The 17,747-nt window shown below is 69.4% G+C and carries 18 protein-coding genes; 11 read left to right on the forward strand and 7 right to left on the reverse strand.

What is annotated here, in order from left to right:
* Positions 1–857, forward strand: an 857-nt coding sequence (locus ACFU7D_RS21240) for an esterase/lipase family protein (RefSeq protein ID WP_378870828.1), incomplete at its 5' end; no start/stop codon positions are given.
* A 31-nt stretch (positions 858–888) separates the two neighbouring features.
* Positions 889–1,278, forward strand: a complete 390-nt coding sequence (locus tag ACFU7D_RS21245) for a VOC family protein (protein WP_378870830.1) — start codon at positions 889–891, stop codon at positions 1,276–1,278.
* A 4-nt stretch (positions 1,279–1,282) separates the two neighbouring features.
* Here the strand turns inward: ACFU7D_RS21245 and ACFU7D_RS21250 are convergent, their stop codons facing one another.
* Positions 1,283–2,170, reverse strand: a complete 888-nt coding sequence (locus ACFU7D_RS21250) for a GNAT family N-acetyltransferase (RefSeq protein WP_378870832.1) — start codon at positions 2,168–2,170, stop codon at positions 1,283–1,285.
* 79 nt (positions 2,171–2,249) lie between these two features.
* On the opposite strand from ACFU7D_RS21250, the gene fdxA reads away from it, so the two are divergent.
* Genes fdxA through ACFU7D_RS21265 form a run of 3 tightly spaced genes read left to right on the forward strand, consistent with a single transcriptional unit; the run spans position 2,250 to position 4,723 of the window.
* Positions 2,250–2,573 (forward strand): ferredoxin, encoded by a 324-nt coding sequence (gene fdxA, locus ACFU7D_RS21255; protein ID WP_008358813.1) that lies wholly within the window; start codon positions 2,250–2,252, stop codon positions 2,571–2,573.
* A complete protein-coding gene (gene dapC / locus ACFU7D_RS21260) occupies positions 2,573–3,667 on the forward strand; it encodes a succinyldiaminopimelate transaminase (protein WP_378870835.1) in 1,095 nt (364 codons plus the stop codon). The genes fdxA and dapC overlap by 1 nt, the downstream gene beginning before the upstream one ends.
* A 36-nt stretch (positions 3,668–3,703) precedes the next feature.
* On the forward strand, positions 3,704–4,723 hold the full coding sequence (locus ACFU7D_RS21265) for a hypothetical protein (protein ID WP_378870837.1): 1,020 nt from the start codon (positions 3,704–3,706) through the stop codon (positions 4,721–4,723).
* Positions 4,724–4,949: 226 nt separating this feature from the next.
* Here the strand turns inward: ACFU7D_RS21265 and ACFU7D_RS21270 are convergent, their stop codons facing one another.
* Together ACFU7D_RS21270 and dapD are read right to left on the reverse strand one after the other, a co-directional pair.
* Entirely contained in the window at positions 4,950–5,798 is an 849-nt protein-coding gene (locus ACFU7D_RS21270; protein WP_378870840.1) for a hypothetical protein, read from the reverse strand.
* A gap of 26 nt (positions 5,799–5,824) precedes the next feature.
* Positions 5,825–6,754 (reverse strand): 2,3,4,5-tetrahydropyridine-2,6-dicarboxylate N-succinyltransferase, encoded by a 930-nt coding sequence (gene dapD / locus ACFU7D_RS21275; RefSeq protein WP_378870843.1) that lies wholly within the window; start codon positions 6,752–6,754, stop codon positions 5,825–5,827.
* Between the two features lie 151 nt (positions 6,755–6,905).
* On the opposite strand from dapD, the gene ACFU7D_RS21280 reads away from it, so the two are divergent.
* Complete coding sequence (locus ACFU7D_RS21280; RefSeq protein WP_378870846.1) at positions 6,906–7,196, forward strand: hypothetical protein; 291 nt, start codon at positions 6,906–6,908, stop codon at positions 7,194–7,196.
* Between the two features lie 4 nt (positions 7,197–7,200).
* Here ACFU7D_RS21280 and ACFU7D_RS21285 read toward each other — a convergent pair whose 3' ends face one another.
* The 4 genes from ACFU7D_RS21285 to ACFU7D_RS21300 form a co-directional block, all read right to left on the reverse strand.
* Positions 7,201–7,386: a YbdD/YjiX family protein gene (locus ACFU7D_RS21285; RefSeq protein WP_378870848.1), complete on the reverse strand. Its 186-nt coding sequence runs from the start codon at positions 7,384–7,386 to the stop codon at positions 7,201–7,203.
* Positions 7,383–9,560, reverse strand: a complete 2,178-nt coding sequence (locus ACFU7D_RS21290; protein WP_378870851.1) for a carbon starvation CstA family protein — start codon at positions 9,558–9,560, stop codon at positions 7,383–7,385. Before ACFU7D_RS21290 ends, ACFU7D_RS21285 begins: the two co-directional genes overlap by 4 nt.
* Before the next feature lie 95 nt (positions 9,561–9,655).
* Entirely contained in the window at positions 9,656–10,231 is a 576-nt protein-coding gene (locus ACFU7D_RS21295) for a DinB family protein (protein WP_378870854.1), read from the reverse strand.
* A gap of 41 nt (positions 10,232–10,272) precedes the next feature.
* Positions 10,273–11,043: an enoyl-CoA hydratase/isomerase family protein gene (locus ACFU7D_RS21300; protein ID WP_378870857.1), complete on the reverse strand. Its 771-nt coding sequence runs from the start codon at positions 11,041–11,043 to the stop codon at positions 10,273–10,275.
* A 66-nt stretch (positions 11,044–11,109) separates the two neighbouring features.
* Between ACFU7D_RS21300 and ACFU7D_RS21305 the strand changes: the two genes are divergently transcribed.
* The 5 genes from ACFU7D_RS21305 to ACFU7D_RS21325 all read left to right on the forward strand — a co-directional run bounded on the left by ACFU7D_RS21305 (position 11,110) and on the right by ACFU7D_RS21325 (position 17,706).
* A complete protein-coding gene (locus ACFU7D_RS21305) occupies positions 11,110–12,093 on the forward strand; it encodes a phosphatidylinositol-specific phospholipase C/glycerophosphodiester phosphodiesterase family protein (protein ID WP_378870859.1) in 984 nt (327 codons plus the stop codon).
* The gene (locus tag ACFU7D_RS21310) at positions 12,044–12,436 is read left to right on the forward strand and encodes a GNAT family N-acetyltransferase (RefSeq protein WP_378870869.1); all 393 of its coding nucleotides are present in this window, start codon (positions 12,044–12,046) and stop codon (positions 12,434–12,436) included. Before ACFU7D_RS21305 ends, ACFU7D_RS21310 begins: the two co-directional genes overlap by 50 nt.
* A gap of 244 nt (positions 12,437–12,680) precedes the next feature.
* Positions 12,681–15,911, forward strand: a complete 3,231-nt coding sequence (ileS, locus tag ACFU7D_RS21315) for an isoleucine--tRNA ligase (RefSeq protein WP_378870862.1) — start codon at positions 12,681–12,683, stop codon at positions 15,909–15,911.
* A gap of 106 nt (positions 15,912–16,017) precedes the next feature.
* Positions 16,018–16,971, forward strand: coding sequence for a hypothetical protein (locus ACFU7D_RS21320; protein WP_378870864.1), 954 nt, complete (start codon positions 16,018–16,020; stop codon positions 16,969–16,971).
* Between the two features lie 57 nt (positions 16,972–17,028).
* A complete protein-coding gene (locus tag ACFU7D_RS21325; protein ID WP_378870867.1) occupies positions 17,029–17,706 on the forward strand; it encodes a class I SAM-dependent methyltransferase in 678 nt (225 codons plus the stop codon).
* The last annotated feature ends 41 nt before the right edge of the window (positions 17,707–17,747 follow it).

The raw sequence follows: 17,747 nt of genomic DNA on the forward strand, positions 1-17,747 counted from the left end.
GATCACAACCGTTCGTTGAAGCGGGCATGCGCCCGTTCCTGCTGAGTCTTCTCGCTGCTGTCGCAATCGTCCTCGCCCCGATCTCCGCACCCGCCGCGGCGGGGCAGAGCCGGACCGGGATCCCGCTGCCCGGGTCGCCCTACGGCGACCCCGCCGGGGCCAACGACTGGGCGTGCGCGCCGTCGGCAGCGCACCCGACGCCGGTGATCCTGGTGCACGGCACCTTCGGCGACCGCCGGTCTTTGCTGGACCCGATCTCGCTGGCCATGAAGCGAGCCGGGTTCTGCGTCTACTCGCTCGACTACGGCAACCGCGCGACCGGCGACATCCGGGACTCGGCGGCCCACCTGGCTGAGTTCATCGAGCGCGTACGCGAGGTCACCGACGCCGACAAGGTGTCCCTCGTCGGTCACTCCCAGGGCGGCATGATGCCGCGCTACTACATCAAGAACCTCGGTGGCGCCGCCTATGTCGAGGACCTCATCGGCCTCGCCCCGTCCAACCACGGCACCTCGATCCTCATGGACGGCGGCGCGACGGGCACCACTGGACTGTGCGTCTCGTGCGCCCAGCAGGCCGCGGGGTCACCGTTCCTCGCCGAACTCAACGCCGGAGACGAGACGCCGGGCGACGTCTCCTACACCCAGATCATCAGTGCCACCGACGAGGTCGTCGTCCCCTCCACCTCGGGCTTCCTCGCCGAAGGCCCGAACACCACCAACGTACGCATCCAGGACGCCTGCGCCCTCGACCTCTCCGAGCACCTGCTCATCCCGATGAGCGCCTCCGCCATCGCTCTCACCCTCGACGCGCTCACCCACGAAGGCCCCGCCTCGCCCGCTCTGAAGACCTGCTGATCGCGCCCAGGTGCCCGACTACCGTTCAACCATGCGCCTGGACCTGGTCACGATCGTCGTTCCCGACTACGACGAGGCGGCGGAGTTCTTCCGCGACGCCCTCGGCTTCGAGGTCACCGAGGACGTCCCCGCGACCACGAACGACGGCCGCCCGAAGCGCTGGGTGGTCGTACGTCCGCCCGGCGGCGGCACCGGGTTCCTGCTCGCCCGGGCTGACGGCCCGGCGCAGGCCGCGAGGGTCGGTGACCAGACCGGCGGCCGGGTGACGTTCTTCCTGCGGGTGGACGACTTCGCGGCGGCGTACGAGAGGCTGGTCGGCGCCGGGATCGAGCTCGTCGGACCGGTGCGCGAGGAGGCGTACGGCACCCTCCAGGTCTTCAGGGACCCGTTCGGCAACCTGTGGGACCTGCTGGCGGGCTGAATCTCTACAGCGTGGGCGAGGCGTAGTAGCGGCAGCGGTGGTGCTCGGTGAAGCCAAGGCTCTCGTAGAGGGCGAGGCCGGGGGCGTTGGTGGTCTCGACGTGCAGCCAGGCGGCGCGGGCGCCGCGTTCGGCGCCCCACTCGAGCAGGGTGGCGAGGGCCTTGGTCGCGAGGCCCTGGCGGCGGTGTGACTCGGCGACCTCGAGGTCGTGGATGGCCAGCCAGTCGCGTTCCATCGTGCCCATGATCCGGGCGGTGTCGCCGAGAGTGATCAGCACCTGCGCGTCGTTCGCCTGGACCTCGACGCGGGCATCCTCGACGGGCGGAGGCAGGATGCGGCGGGTGGCGGCGAGCCCGGCGAGCTGGAACCCGACGGTCACGTCCTCGACCCAGCCGCGCGCGACCAGAGCCTCCTCGGCCGTGGAGCCGACCTCGATCTTGGCGCGCGGTCGCTTGTGGCGGCTGCGGTAGTAGCTCTCGATCTTGTCGATCGCGGCGTCCAGCCCGATGCCGGGGTCGCCGATCGCCAGCGCGGAGTTGGGCCGCCGGCGGACGGACACCTCGTGGTCGAAGAGCACCCACTCGCCCAACGGCTCCGAGGTGGTGCCGGGGAAGATCGCGGCGCTGAGCAGCTCGCCCTCGCGTACCCCGATCCGCAGGCGTACGTTCGGCCGCGGCGGGACCGGTTTGCCGGAGACGATCTCGGCGACGGGCACGCTGACTCGCTCCCCGGACTCACGCTCGATGACCGCGGTGCCGTCGGCCCAGGACGTACAGACTCCGAGGATGTCGGTGAAGGCGGGGCCGCCCGTGGGGCCGGTCTCACCGGTGACGAGGCGGCGGATGACGATCCGCTTGCCGACGACATGTGGTCCCAGGAGATGAGCAGGCACGTGGGGATACTAGGCTGTCCCCTGAAGGGCCAGCAGTGCCCCTCTGACTTTCGTGATACCCCGCTTGGAGGAGCCCCGAATGACGTACGTCATCGCCCAGCCCTGTGTTGACGTGAAGGACAAGGCTTGCGTCGACGAATGTCCGGTGGACTGCATCTACGAGGGCAAGCGGATGCTCTACATCCACCCCGACGAGTGTGTCGACTGCGGCGCCTGCGAGCCGGTGTGCCCGCCCGAGGCGATCTTCTACGAGGACGACACCCCGGAGGAGTGGAAGGAGTACTACGACGCCAACGTCAAGTTCTTCGACGACCTCGGTTCGCCCGGTGGTGCCGCCCGCATGGGTGAGATCGACAAGGACCACCCGTTCGTCGCCGCGCTGCCCCCGCAGAACCAGGACTGATGCTCGTTTCACAGCGGCTGCCTGACTTCCCCTGGGACAAGCTCGCGCCGTTCAAGGAGAAGGCGTCCGCGCACGACGGCGGGCTGGTCGACCTCTCGATCGGCACGCCGGTCGACCCGACGCCCGCGGTGATCCAGAAGGCGCTCGCCGAGGCGGCCGACTCACCGGGCTACCCGACCACCATCGGGACCCCGGCGGTCCGTCAGGCCGCGATCGACTGGCTCGCGCGCAACCACGGGGTCTCGGGCCTCGGGCTCGAGAACGTGCTGCCGGTGATCGGCTCGAAGGAGCTGATCGGCTCGCTGCCGCTGCACCTGGGCATCGGCCAGGGTGACCTGATCGCCTATCCAGAGCTCGCCTACCCGACCTACGAGGTCTCGGCGGCGCTCGTCGGTGCCGACACCGTCGCCACCGACTCGCTGGTCGCACTCGGCCCGAAGGCGCCGCGGATCCTCTGGATCAACTCGCCGTCCAACCCGAGCGGCCGGGTGCTCCCGGTCGAGCACCTGCGCAAGACGGTCGAGTGGGCGCGCGAGCGCGGCACGCTGCTGATCTCGGACGAGTGCTACATCGAGTGCGCGTGGGAGGCCTCGCCGGTCTCGATCCTGCATCCCGACGTCTGTGGTGGTTCGTTCGACGGTCTTCTCGCCGTCCACTCGCTCTCGAAGCGCTCCAACCTCGCGGGCTACCGCGAGGCCTTCGTCGCCGGTGACGCCTCGGTCCTCGGTGAGCTCCTCGCGGTCCGCAAGAACCTCGGTCTGATGATGCCCGGCCCGCAGCAGGTCGCCATGGTGACCGCCCTGGGCGATGACCAGCACGCCAAGGAGCAGCACGCCCGCTACGCCGCGCGGCGCGCCAAGCTCAAGGCGGCGCTGGAGTCGGCCGGCTTCCGCATCGACCACTCCGAGGCGTCCCTCTACCTGTGGTCCACCCGCGACGAGGACTGCTGGGCCACCGTCGAATGGCTCGCCGAGCGCGGCATCCTCGCCGCTCCCGGCAGCTTCTACGGCCGCGCCGGCAGCCAGCACGTACGCATCGCCTTCACCGCCACCGACGAGCGCGTCGACGCGGCCGTCGCCCGCCTCACGGCGTAGCCGGCCGGGTTTGCCCCATAGGTGAAGATTGGTGGAGTGAGCGCACAGCCGGGGACCCCGACGGGCCCGCCGACCATCCCGCCTCCGGCTCCTCCGGGGCCTCCGGGGCCGAGGCTCCCGGAGCCGGCGCGCGAGGCGCTGCGGAAGTCGGCGCGGGAAGCCCGCAAGCAGCTGCGTCCGGTGCGCAAGCACCTGATCGTCCTTGGCGTCGTGATCGCCGTCGCCCTGGTCTTCGCCGGCCTCCGGCTCCTCGGCGTCGGGGTCAGCGGCATCCCGGTCCTCTCCCGTGAGGCCTGCACCGTCACTGCCGAGGACGCGACCTACGACCTCTCCATCGACGAGGCCGAGCGCGCCTCGGCGATCGCCGCCATCGCCGTACGCCGCGGGCTCCCGGCCCGCGCTGCCTCGGTCGTGCTCGCTGTCGAGATTGCCGACCACTCGCTCGGGCGGGATGCGGTGAAGGCGGCCGGCCTCTACGACCGGCTCTCCGGGGTCGCCGACTACCGCCAGCAGTCCGTACCGGGGGTCGCCCAGCAGATCAGCGACGGCGCGCGCGATGGCTACCGCGACGCCGAGCCCGAGGCACGGGCACTCGCCTCGGCACTGACCGGGAACACCCCCGAGGCGTTCTCGTGCGTGGTCAAGGGCGGTGCCGACGAGGTCTCGGACCAGCTCAGTGCCGCCGGGCTCACCTCGCGTGCGGAGACGGTGCGTGATGACGTACGCAAGGCCTTCGGGGACGTTCCCGACGGCGGCTTCCAGCCCGGCGGGGTGACAACCGGCCACATGGTCGGCTCGGCCCACTACGAGGGCCGCGCCGTCGACTACTTCTTCCGACCCATCAACGCCCGCAACAACATCAAGGGCTGGTCCCTGGCGCAGTACTTCGTCGCCAACGCGGACCGCCTCGACATCGAGACCGTCATCTTCGACGACCGCATCTGGACCAAGCGCCGCTCCGCCGCCGGCTGGCGCGACTACGACGTCCCGCCCCGCGGCGGCGACCAGGCCATCCTCGAGCACCGCGACCACGTCCACGTCGACGTAGCCGACTGACGCCGAGACGTCAGATACGTCGGCCGAGTTGGCACTCGAGTGCCAACTCGTGCGACGCATCTGACGCCTCGATCGGTGCGAGTGACGCTTCGGCGATCAGGCATGGCGAGGCGTCACTTACGTCGGCCGAGTTGGCATACGTTTGCCAACTCGTGCGACGTGCGTGACGCCTCGGCCGACCTACCTGACACTTCGGCCGACCTACCTGACGCTTCGGCAGAGGGGGTCAGGCGAGGGTGACGAGGATCTGGTCGCCGGAGACCTTGGGGGTCTCAGCCCACTCCTCGTCCTTGCCTGCGGACCAGGTGCGGCCGTCGTAGGCGATGGCGGTGGCGCCGAACTCGCTGGCCCGGGCGAGTACGTAGTGGGCGACGGCCCAGCCGTTGCGCTGGCCGGTCTCGCCGGCGTCGACGGGGATGACCACGGTGGTGCCGTCGACCCGGGCGCGGCCGACCATCTGGCCGAGCAGCTGGTTGACCTCGGTCTTGGTCGCCTGGGGCTTGCCGGAGCCGGCCTCGGGCTCGTCGATCCGGCAAGTCAGCGCGGCGGGGGAGTAGCCGCTGATCGCGGAGGCGATCGCGCGGCCCTCGCCCTCGTGGTCGGCGTACGCCTCGGGATAGGCCGAGCGCTGCACCTCCTGCGCCGCCTCGGTGACCACCATGTCCTCGTAGCCTTCGATCTTCACCAGCGCGTCGTAGAACTTGTTGGTGGCGTAGACGGGGTCCTGGACCTGCTCCTCGGTGCCCCAGCCCATCGACGGGCGCTGCTGGAAGAGGCCGAGCGAGTCCCGGTCACCGTGGCTGATGTTGTAGAGCTTCGACTCCTGGATCGCGGTCGCGATCGCGATCGTGGCCGCCCGCGCGGGCAGGCCGCGCTTGAGCCCGAGTGCCGTGATCACGGCGGCGTTGCCCATCTGCTCAGGGTCGAAGCGCGCCTCGTACTCGCCCGCTACCGCTGTGCACTGCTGCAGGTCGGGCAGGATCGAGTCCAGCTTGTCCGTCGCGGCCTGGACGACCCAGTAGATGCCGCCGGCGACGACGCTGAGCACCACCAGGGCGGTGAGAAGCTTCTTCAACTCGGCACTCTGCTCGTCGGTGAGAGTCAGTTGGCGTGGAGGGCGGCGTTGAGCTCGATGCCCTCGCCCTTCCACGGAACGGCCTCGATGGCGCCGCTGACCGAGTTGCGACGGAAGAGGATGTTGGAGGCGCCGGACAGCTCGCCGGCCTTCGTCACGGTGCCGTCGGGGAGCGTGACCTTGGTCCCGAAGGTGACGTAGCACCCGGCCTCGACGACCGCGTCGTCACCCAGGGAGATGCCGACGCCCGAGTTGGCACCGAGCAGGCAGCGCTCGCCGATGGAGATGACGGCCTTGCCGCCACCGGAGAGGGTGCCCATGATCGAGGCGCCGCCACCGACGTCGGAGCCGTCGCCGACGACGACACCGCCGGAGATCCGGCCCTCGACCATCGAGGCGCCGAGGGTGCCGGCGTTGAAGTTGACGAAGCCCTCGTGCATCACGGTGGTGCCGGAAGCCAGGTGGGCGCCGAGGCGGACGCGGTCGGCGTCGCCGATGCGAATCCCCGAGGGCACGACGTAGTCGACCATCCTCGGGAACTTGTCCACGCCGTAGACGGTGACGTGCTGGCCCGCGGCGCGCAGCCGGGCGCGGGTGAGCTCGAAGCCCTCGACCGCGCACGGGCCGGCGCTGGTCCACACCACGTTGGTGAGCAGGCCGAAGATGCCGTCGAGGTTCTGCCCGTGCGGCTGCACGAGGCGGTGGGAGAGGAGGTGGAGTCGCAGCCAGACGTCCTCGGTGGTCACCGGCGCGGTGTCGAGGTCCTTGATCTCGACGAGCTCGACCTTCGTGGTCACCTGACGCACCTCGTCGGCGCCCTCGAGCGCGGTCAGGTCGGCCGGCGCGGTCGCGGAGGCGGGCTTCTCGCCCAGCTGCGGCGCGGGGAACCACACGTCGAGCACAGAGTTGTCGGCGGCGTACGTCACGAGGCCGAAGGCCCAAGCTGCATTCGTCACGGGGCGCAGTCTAGTGGCCGAGCCTGAGTGGTCCCTTATCGACAGTCTCGACGTGCGAACATGGGCGGGTGAGCGAGCGTCAGCGAGTGAACCATCCAATCAACACGCGGCCGCGCCCGTATTCTGGCGCTTGCGCTACGGGGGTGGTCGCGTGAGCAAGAAGAGCGCGCCGCCGACGCCCCGCCTGATCCAGGCCGAGGACGGCACCTGGACCCTCGAGATCCCCGGTGTGGCGACCAGCAAGGGCCACCCGGCGCCGGAGTGGGCGATGGCCAAGGGCGTCGAGGTCGTCCGCCTTGCCGCCTCCGACATCGTCCGGAGCTGGATCAATGGCAAGCCGGTCGGCGACGCCGAGAAGCAGGTGGTCCTGCTCGTCACCCGAGGTGACTCGCAGGTGTACGCCTGGCTCGACGCCGCCTTCGCCGAGGACAACCCCCGCTAGACCGCTAGCAGCAGCGGGCCTGGGGGTTGTGCTCCTTCTCGTCGGCCCGGTGACGCTCGAACGCGCGCCGGGTCATCGGCGCGACGTCCTCGCGCTCGCACCGGGCCAGATACTCGTCCCACTTCGCCTCCCCGGTCGCCTGGCGGAGCAGCCGCCAGGCGCCGGAGACACGCTCGGTCAAGACACTCACGAGACCGACGCCTTCTGGGAGGCCTCCCACTCGCGTACGGCTTCCTTCTCCTCCTTGGTGGCGAAGAAGTCGGAGGGCGCGACGATCTTCGACTCGGCCTTCGGGACCTCGGTGGTGGGCAGCCCGCCGGCGCGGATCGCCTTGACCACGGTCACCGCGGCACCGGCGACGATCACGATCACCAGCAGCGCGAACGCTGCCTGCAGGATGCCGCTCTGGGTCGAGTTGTAGATGATCTGGTCGACGTCCGCGGGGGTCTTCGCAACCCCGTAGAGCTCACCGGCGTCGCGTGCCTCGCGCGCGGCCGAGGCCTGGGCGAAGTAGCCGATCGCGGGGTTGTCGCTGAACACCTTCTGCCAGCTCGCCGTCATGGTGACGATGAGGTCCCAGATCAGCGGGATGCCAGGCACCCAGGCGTACTTGGCCAGACCGTGCTTGAACATCAGCACCGTGGCCAGGGTCAGGGCGATCGCGGCGAGCAGCTGGTTGGCGATGCCGAAGAGCGGGAACAGCTGATTGATCCCGCCGAGCGGGTCACCGACGCCGATCCAGAGCATGTAGCCCCAGGCCAGTACGACCAGCGCGGAAGCCGACCAGGCCGCCGGCCGCCAGGAGGTGTCGGCGTAGCGCTTCCAGACGTTGCCGATCGTGTCCTGCAGCATGAACCGGCCCACGCGGGTGCCGGCGTCGACGGCGGTCAGGATGAAGAGCGCCTCGAACATGATCGCGAAGTGGTACCAGAAGGCGGCCAGGCCGCCGCCGAACGCCTCGGTGAAGATCAGCGACATCCCGAATGCCAGGGTCGGGGCGCCACCGGTGCGGGAGATGATCGTCTCCTCCACGCTGGCCGCGGCAGCCTCGAGGTCGGCCGGGGTGATCGAGAAGCCGAGCCCGTTGACGAAGGCGGCCGCGGTCTCCGGGGTGCCGCCGGTCGCGCCGGCGGCGGCGTTCATCGAGAAGTAGATGCCCTGGTCGATGACCGAGGCTGCGATCAGGGCCGAGATCGCCACGAACGACTCCATCAGCATGCCGCCGTAGCCGATCATCCGGACCTGGCTCTCCTTGGCGACCATCTTCGGCGTGGTGCCGGAGGCGATCAGCGCGTGGAAGCCGGAGAGGGCGCCGCAGGCGATGGTGATGAAGACGAACGGGAACAGCTTGCCGGCGAAGACCGGACCCTCACCGGAGGTGGCGAAGTCGGTGACGGCCTCGTTCTGCAGCATCGGGGCCGCGAGGACCAGGCCGACGGCCAGCAGCACGATGACGCCCACCTTCATGAAGGTGGAGAGGTAGTCACGCGGGGTGAGCAGCATCCACACCGGGAGGATCGAGGCGATGAAGCCGTAGACGACCAGGCAGATCACCAGGGTCTCGTGGGAGAGGGTGAGGGCGTTGGCCAGGCCCATCTCCTCGACGTACCCACCACCGATGATCGCCAGCAGCAGCAGCGCGACGCCGATGACGGTCACCTCGCTGACGCGGCCGGGGCGCAGGTAGCGCAGGTAGAAGCCCATGAAGAGCGCGATCGGGATGGTGAGGCCGATCGAGAAGACACCCCACGGGGAGTCCGCGAGCGCGTTGACGACGACGAGCGCGAGCACCGCCAAGATGATGATCATGATCGCGAAGACGGCGATCAGCGCGGCCACGCCGGCGACGGTGCCGATCTCCTCACGCACCATCTGGCCGAGGCTCTTGCCGTCGCGGCGCATCGAGAAGAACAACACGACCATGTCCTGGACGGCACCGGCGAAGATGACGCCGACGATGATCCAGATCGTGCCCGGCAGGTAGCCCATCTGCGCGGCGAGCACCGGGCCGACCAGCGGGCCCGCGCCGGCGATCGCGGCGAAGTGGTGCCCGAAGAGCACGCGCCGGTCGGTGACGTCGAAGTCCTGCCCGTTCTCCAGCCGCTCGGCCGGGGTGGCCCGGGTGTCATCGACCTTCAACACCTTGTTGGCGATGAACTTCGAGTAGAACCGGTAGGCGATCGCGTACGAGGCCAGCGCGGCGAACAGGATCCACAGTGCCGAGATCTCCTCGCCCCGGGACAGGGCAAGCACGGCCCAGCAGACCGCGCCGACGACAGCGACGGCGGTCCAGATCACGATGGACTTCACATGGGGCCCGGACCGTGGGCCCGAGCTGGTGGGGTTGGCGGTCGACGTCGACATGGTCTCCCTCTGATTCAGCTTCAGCGCGGTACGGTCGTTGTGACCGCTGTCTCTCAGCCTAGTCTCAGGAAAGCGTCGTCCGTCGGCCGGAGGGGCTACTGCCCGGTACGCCCGTCGATGACCTCGCGCAGCAGGTCGGCGTGACCTGCGTGGCGGGCGTACTCCTCGACCATGTGGACCAGGATGTCGCGCACGGAGGAGGTCTCGCCGTCGCTGTTGTAAACCACGACATCACCCATCGACTCGTCGGTCTGGGTGTCGAGCCACGCGTCGGCCCGCGCGATCTGCTCCTTCCAGGCTGCGTACGCCTCATCCACGCAGGCCTGGGTCGGCTCGGCGCCGTCGAAGTCGATGTCGTGCGCATCGGCGCTCCAGTAGGGCCGCGGCTCGTCGAGCCGCTGCTGGAAGGCGCGCTGGAACCAGCCGTGCTCCACCTTCGCCATGTGCCTGACCAGCCCGAGCAGGCTCATCGTGCTCGGCGGCACACTTCGGCGGGCGAGCTGCTCCGGGGTCAGGTCCTGGCCCTTGAGCTCGAGGGTGAGCCGGTAGTGGCGCAGGTAGTCCCGATAGGTCGCCAGCTCGCCGACGGCCTGCTCGTCCTGGTGGCGCGGGTCCTCGCCCTCGGGGAGCCAGATGCCGTCGTATCCCACCTGCCGCTGATCACTGCTCATGGGCTCACCCTCGCGGAACGAGCGCCTTTCGGCCAGCGATTTCAGCCGGTGAAGCTGGGCGGCCGCTTCTCCAGGAACGCGTTGATGCCCTCGCGGCCCGAGGCTGAGCCACCGAGCGCGGAGATGGACTGCGCCTCGCGGCGCAGCGCGGACTCGGGGTTGGGGTCGGCGACGTCGCGGATCAGGTGCTTGGTGCGGGCGAGCGCCTCGGGGGAGCCGGAGAGCAGGGTCGCGACGACCTCGTCGACCGTGGTGGCGAGGTCGTCGGCAGGTACGACGCGGGCGACCAGCCCGGCCTCGAGCGCCTCGGTCGCGGAGAGCATGTCGCCCAGCAGGGTCAGCCGGAGCACCCGGTGCAGACCCAGGGTGTGCACGAGGAGCGAGCCGCCCCCGTCGACCGAGAGGCCGACCTTCGCATAGGCGAGACTGAACTTCGCCCGGTCGGCAGCGATGACGATGTCGGCGGCCGCGGCCAGTGGGAAACCGACCCCGGCGGCGGTGCCCTGGACGGCGCTGACCACGATCGCGTCGCAGCGGACCAGCTCGGTGATCATCCGGTTCGCGCCCTCGGCGAGCTCGAGGATGTAGGGGCCGAGATCGTCGGCGGCCGCGAACCCGGCCAGGTCGCCTCCGACCGAGAAGTACTTCCCCTCCGCGGCGAGCACGATCACCCGCGCCGAGTCCGCCTTCGCCCGCAGGATCGCCGCCAGCAGCTCCTCGCCGGCCGCGGGGGAGAACACGTTGCCCCGGTCGGCGTTGGTCATCGTGATGCGGGCGCAACCGTCGGCGTACTCGTAGCGAATCAGGCTCATGGCCCCGCATCCTGCCAGGTGCCCCCTCGGTGCGGGCGCGTTCGGTGGGTGCGGGAGGGTACGCGGATGCGTTTGTGGATCTCCCGCCTCAGCTCGCTCCTCCTGGCGCCGCTCTCGATGCTCGCCGGAGTCTTCCGGGCCGCGCCCGCACACGCCGACGGATCGGGTGTCCTCAAGGTCCTCGGCCCGCTCGCGTACGCGCACGCGCACAACGACTACGAGCACGAACGACCGCTCCTGGACGCCCTCGGCCACCGCTTCACCTCGGTCGAGGCCGACGTCTGGCTCGTCGACGACGAGCTCTTCCTCGGTCACTTCGACCCCGACCCGACCCGTACGCTGCGAGACCTCTATCTGGAGCCGCTCGCCGCACTGGTGACCGCCAACGACGGCTCGGTGCACCCGTCCTGGGACGGCACCTTCCAGCTGGTCGTCGACGTGAAGTCCGGCGGCGTGGAGGCCTGGCAGGTGCTCGAGCGGCAGCTCGCCGCGTACGACCCGGTGTTCAGCCTCTGCCGTGACGGATCGGTCCAGGTCGGACCGGTCACCGTGATCCTCTCCGGCCAACGCGACCGCCTGGCGATGGCCGCGGCGCCCCTGCGGCGCGCGTTCTACGACGCCACCTTCGACGACCTCGACAGCGACCTGCCCGCAGGTCTCGTCGGCATGGTCAGCGCCAGCTGGATCGACCACTTCACCTGGCGCGGCATCGGCCCCTTCCTGGCCCGGCGCCGCCTGCACGCCCTGGTCGCTCGCGCCCACGCCGCCGGCTGGCCCGTCCGCCTGTGGGGCGCCCCCGCCGTCGTCCGCCACAACCGTCGCCGCATCTGGCAGGTCCAGCTCGACGCCGGCGTCGACTGGATCAACACCGACCACCTCGACGAGCTCGCCCACTTCCTCGCCCGCCGCCGCCCGACCCGATTGCTTGCGCGGCTAGGGTCACGACGTGATCGAGGTGCGCCGGGTGGCGGTCGAGGAGACGTATCCGTTGCGGGCGAAGGTGTTGCGCAACGGCGGGCCGCCGGAGGCGGCGAGGCTGACGGGGGATGACCTCCCGGGAGTAGCGACGTACGCAGCGCACGACGCGGACGGGCAGCTGATCGGGTGCGTCGGGCTCTTCCCGGAAGCATGCCCTGACCTGGCCGAACACCCCGGGAAGGGGTGGCGGATCCGGGGGATGGCGACGGCGGACGGATGGCGCGGCAAGGGTGTCGGAGCCGAGGTGCTGCAGGCGGCGCTGGACCATGTCGTGGCCGAGGGCGGTGGGCTGGTCTGGTGCAACGCGCGTACGCCGGCGGTGCCGTTCTACGAGCGGGCCGGCTTCCAGGAGATCGGTGAGCCGTGGGACGACCCCGAGATCGGTCCGCACGTGCGGATGTGGCGCGCGGTGTAATCGGGTTCGCGCGGTGGGCGTCGGGCGGCGTACTCTCTTCCTTACAGGCGTTCGAGCCGTCATCAGCGGCGAGCCCCGGGAAGAAAGCCTCCAGGCAGATCGAAGGCAAGTAGAACCCGGCGGGAGTGGCCCGTCACAGCCGAAACGAAGTGGCCCAGGCATGGGTAAGCAGGGTGGTACCGCGGTCGCAAGATCGTCCCTGTGGTGACAACAACCCACTACCACCCAGCAGGAGATGCCGCCGATGGCCTATCCCAAGGTCAGTTCAGCCACTGTCCCGGCCAGCCCACGATTCCCGGAGATCGAGACGCAGATTCTCGATTACTGGAAGAAGGACGGGACGTTCCAGGCGAGCATCGACAACCGTGACGCCGGTGAGAACGGCGAGAACGAGTTCGTCTTCTACGACGGCCCGCCGTTCGCCAACGGCCTGCCGCACTACGGCCACCTGCTGACCGGCTACGTGAAGGACATCGTCCCGCGCTACCAGACGATGCGCGGCAAGCGCGTCGAGCGGCGCTTCGGGTGGGACACCCACGGCCTGCCCGCCGAGCTCGAGGCGATGCGCCAGCTCGGTCTCAAGACGACCGACGAGATCGTCGAGATGGGCATCGACAAGTTCAACGCGGCCAGCCGCGCCTCGGTGCTGAAGTACACCGGCGAGTGGCGCGACTACGTCACCCGCCAGGCGCGCTGGGTGGACTTCGACAACGACTACAAGACCCTGAACCCCGACTACATGGAGTCGGTGATCTGGGCGTTCAAGACGCTCTACGACAAGGGCCTGGTCTACGAGGGCTTCCGCGTCCTGCCCTACTGCTGGCAGGACGAGACCCCGCTGTCCAACCACGAGCTGCGGATGGACGACGACGTCTACAAGGACCGCCAGGACCCGGCGGTCACCGTCGGCTACCCGCTCGAGGCCACCGGTGAGGACGAGGTCCTCGACGGCGCCCACGTCCTGATCTGGACCACCACGCCCTGGACGCTGCCGTCCAACCTGGCCGTGATGGTCGGCTCCGAGATCGACTACGTCGTCGTCGAGGGGCCGGTCCCGGGCACCGACCAGGTGGCCAAGTACCTCCTCGCGGAGGCTCGGCTCGCGGCGTACAAGAAGGAGCTCTTCCCGGACGCGGACGAGGCGACGGTCCTGGGCCGCTACAAGGGCGCAGAGCTGCTCGGGCGCAGCTACACCCCGCCGTTCTCCTACTACGCCGGACGCGAGAACGCCTTCCGTGTGGTGGCGGCCGACGACGCGGTCACGACCACGGACGGCACCGGTGTCGTGCACACCGCCGGTGCGTTCGGTGAGGTCGACAAGGAGGTCACCGACCGGGAGAACATCGAGGCGGTGATGCCGGTCGGCAAGGACGGCAGGTTCACCGCGCCGGTCAACGAGTACGCCGGGATGCTCGTCTTCGACGCCAACCTGCAGATCATGGACCACCTCAAGGCGGTCACCCGCGGCGAGGCCGGGGGATCGGTGTCGCCGGGCACGATCCTGCTGCGCCGCGAGTCCTACAACCACTCCTACCCGCACTGCTGGCGCTGCCGCCAGCCGCTCATCTACAAAGGTGTGAGCAGCTGGTTCGTCGAGGTCACCAAGATCAAGGACCGGATGCTCGAGCTCAACCAGCAGATCCGCTGGGTGCCCGAGCACATCCAGGACGGCCAGTTCGGCAAGTGGCTGGAGAACGCCCGCGACTGGTCGATCACCCGCAACCGCTTCTGGGGCTCGCCGGTGCCGGTGTGGAAGTCGGACGACCCGGCCTACCCGCGCCTCGACGTCTACGGCTCCTTCGCCGAGCTCGAGCGTGACTTCGGCACCCTGCCGCAGGACGCCGAGGGCAACCCCGACCTGCACCGTCCCTACATCGACGACCTGGTCCGTCCCAACCCGGACGACCCGACCGGCAAGTCGATGATGCGCCGGGTCTCCGACGTACTCGACGTCTGGTTCGACTCGGGCTCGATGTCGTTCGCCCAGAACCATGTCCCGTTCGAGAACGAGGAGTGGTTCGAGCACCACTTCCCGGGCGACTTCATCGTCGAGTACATCGGCCAGACCCGCGGCTGGTTCTACACCCTTCACATCCTGGCGACCGCGCTCTTCGACCGCCCGGCGTTCTCGAGCTGCATCAGCCACGGGATCGTGCTGGGCTCGGACGGCCAGAAGATGTCCAAGTCGTTGCGCAACTACCCGGACGTCAACGAGGTCTTCGACCGCGACGGCGCCGACGCGATGCGCTGGTTCCTGATGTCCTCGCCGATCCTGCGCGGCGGCAACCTGGTCGTCACCGAGCAGGGCATCCGGGACTCCGTACGCCAGGTGATGATCCCGCTGTGGAACAGCTGGTACTTCTTCCAGCTCTACGCCAACGCGGCCGACCTGGAGACCACCGGCTCGACGGCGTCCACGGACCCGCTGGACCGCTACGTCCTGGCCAAGCTGCGCGACTACGTCGCCGAGATGACCTCCGCGATGGACGACTACTACGTCGCCGAGGCGTGCGAGGCGACGCAGCGGTTCATCGACGTGCTCACGAACTGGTACATCCGCCGGTCGCGGGAGCGGTTCTGGAACGAGGACAAGGCCGCCTTCGACACCCTCTACACGGTGCTGGAGACGGTGACCCGCCTGGTCGCGCCGCTGCTGCCGCTGACCGCCGAGGAGATCTGGCGCGGACTGACCGGTGGCCGCTCGGTGCACCTGGCCGACTACCCGGTCGTCTCCGATCTGCCTGCTGATGACGACCTGGTCGCCCGGATGGACGCCGTGCGCGCGGTCTGCTCCTCGACCTCCGCCCTGCGCAAGGCGCGCAAGCTCCGCAACCGCCTGCCGCTCGGTGGCCTGACCGTGGTCGGCGCCGACATCGCCGGCTTCGAGGAGATCGTCGCCGACGAGGTCAACGTCAAGTCCGTCCGGCTGCTCGCCGCCGACTCGGACGAGGCCGGCACCTACGGCATCGAGCAGAAGCTCGCCGTCAACGCCCGGGCAGCCGGTCCGCGCCTGGGCAAGGACGTCCAGAAGGCCATCAAGGGCTCGAAGTCCGGTGACTGGTCGGTCTCCGAGTCCGGTGAGGTCGTTGCCGGTGGCCTGGCACTGGTCGAGGGTGAATACACCCTGGAGACCGTCGCCGGCGCCGCCTCCGACGACATCGCCGTCACCATGTTGCCTGCCGGCTTCATCGTCCTGGACACGGTCGTCACCCCCGATCTCGCCGCCGAGGGCCTGGCCCGCGACCTGATCCGCGCGGTCCAGCAGGCCCGCAAGGACTCCGGCCTCAACGTCGAGGACCGCATCACCCTGTCGGTGACCGGCTCCTCGACGGTCCGCGAGGCCGCCACCACCCACGCCGACCTCATCGCCCGCGAGACCCTCGCCACGACGTACGACGTGGTCGACTCGCTCGAGGGCAACCCGGTCGACCTGGGCGACGGCGAGAAGGCGAGCATCGCGGTCGCCAAGGCCTGAGTCTGCTGATGCAACGTAGGAGGGCTGGAGCCCAGATGTGGCTCCAGCCCTCCTACGTTCAGTCAGATCGGGTTGGGTGTCGGTGGGCGCGGCTAGCGTCGTCGACGTGAGCGCAGTCGCCGACCTCGAGTGGTATTCGACCCTCCTGCAGATGCAGGCAGGGGTGGTCTCTCGTGCGCAGCTCACCGAGTGCGGCTGGACGAAGTCGGACATCAAGAGCGCCGTACGCCGCAACGAGGCGCGCCGTGTCCATCCGCGTGTCTACGTCACCCACACCGGTCCGCTCACCTTCGAACAGCGCGTCTGGGCGGCGATCCTCTACGCCGGTAGGTCGGCGGTCTGCGGGCCGACCCTCGCCGAGCCGCGCAAGCAGCGAGACGCTGATCCGATCCATGTCGCGATCGATCAGAGGCGTCGGGTCGACCCGCAGCCGGGGATCGTTCTGCACCGCATCGTCGATCTCGACAAGCACTCGTTCCCTGACGCCATGCCTCGGCTGCGGCTCGAGGACAACCTGCTGCTGATGGCCGGCGAGGCCACCGACGAGATCGATGTGATCGGTGTGATCGGCCGTGGGGTCGGACGGCGTGGTGTGAGTGTGGGCGAGGTGCGCATGGCGCTGAAGCGGTTTCCGAGGCTCCGTCGGCGCGCCTGGATCGCTGATCTGCTCGAGGATCTCGCCTTGGGGACCGACTCGGTCCTCGAGCACGGCTACCTCACCAGGGTCGAGCGCGCTCACGGACTCCCGATCGGCACACGTCAAGCGCTGAGACGCACCGAGGGAGGCAACCAATATCGCGACATCGACTACGAGGCCTATGGGTTGGTGGTGGAACTTGACGGGCGGGTCGGCCATGACTCGTGGGATGACCAGGGAAAGGATGCCGACCGAGATCTCGACGACCTGGCCCTGGTGGACCGTCTCACGGCGCGGCTCCGCTGGCGGCAGGTCTACGGAACCTCGTGTCGCACGGCGACGAGGATCGGCCGCATCCTGGCCAAGGGCGGTTGGCCAGGCGCCCCGGCGCCTTGCAGCGAGAATTGTGAGCTCGGAACGTAGGAGGGCTGGGGTCGAATACGGGCCCCAGCCCTCCTACGTCGAGGCTAGGGTTCAAGGGTGGAGGGGCCATCGCTTCGTGAGCTCGCCGTGCAGGCGCTGTCGTCGGTGGAGCATGGCTATGACCTGCTGGCGCCGAAGTTCGACGCGACGCCGTTCCGGACACCGGACTGGATGCTCGCCGCGACGATCACGGCGCTGCGGGAGCACGGGCCGTTCGAGCGGGGCCTCGATGTGTGCACCGGGACAGGGGCGGGGCTGGAGCTGCTCGCGGAGGCGACTGCGGAGGCGCCGACCGGGGTCGACTTCAGTGTAGGGATGCTCGAGCAGGCCAGGGCCGCTCACCCGGACGCCGACCTGGTGCGTGCGGATGCTCGCGCGCTGCCGTTCGAGGCTGCGTACGACCTGGTGGTGAGCTTCGGGGCGTTGGGGCACTTCCTGCTGGAGGAGCGGCCGCCGCTGTTCGACGGCATCTTCCGGGCGCTGCGGCCCGGCGGGGTGTTCGTGCTGCCGGTCAGCCGGGCGCCGGGACCGACTCACCCGGCCTACTGGCTGCTCACCGGCTTCGACCTGGTGATGCGGGTGCGCAACGCGGTGTGGCGGCCGAAGTTCGTCATGTACTACCGCACCCATCCCAGGCCGGCACTGTTCGCCGACCTGGCCGATGCCGGGTTCGTGGTCGAGACGACGCCGATGCCCGGGGTCGGCGAGCTGATCGTGGCGCGAAAAGTGGGGTAGTCCGGGAGCGAACTGCCCATATACCCGCGAGTAATAGGCAG

This window comes from Nocardioides sp. NPDC057577 (assembly GCF_042801335.1).
GTDB lineage: Bacteria > Actinomycetota > Actinomycetes > Propionibacteriales > Nocardioidaceae > Nocardioides.

Coding starts and splice junctions, on each gene's coding strand:
- ACFU7D_RS21245 (WP_378870830.1), top strand. CDS start 889: ATGCGCCTGGACCTGGTCACGATCGTCGTTCCCGACTACGACGAGGCG.
- fdxA (WP_008358813.1), top strand. CDS start 2,250: ATGACGTACGTCATCGCCCAGCCCTGTGTTGACGTGAAGGACAAGGCT.
- dapC (WP_378870835.1), top strand. CDS start 2,573: ATGCTCGTTTCACAGCGGCTGCCTGACTTCCCCTGGGACAAGCTCGCG.
- ACFU7D_RS21290 (WP_378870851.1), bottom strand. CDS start 9,560: ATGTCGACGTCGACCGCCAACCCCACCAGCTCGGGCCCACGGTCCGGG.
- ACFU7D_RS21295 (WP_378870854.1), bottom strand. CDS start 10,231: ATGAGCAGTGATCAGCGGCAGGTGGGATACGACGGCATCTGGCTCCCC.
- ACFU7D_RS21300 (WP_378870857.1), bottom strand. CDS start 11,043: ATGAGCCTGATTCGCTACGAGTACGCCGACGGTTGCGCCCGCATCACG.
- ACFU7D_RS21305 (WP_378870859.1), top strand. CDS start 11,110: ATGCGTTTGTGGATCTCCCGCCTCAGCTCGCTCCTCCTGGCGCCGCTC.
- ileS (WP_378870862.1), top strand. CDS start 12,681: ATGGCCTATCCCAAGGTCAGTTCAGCCACTGTCCCGGCCAGCCCACGA.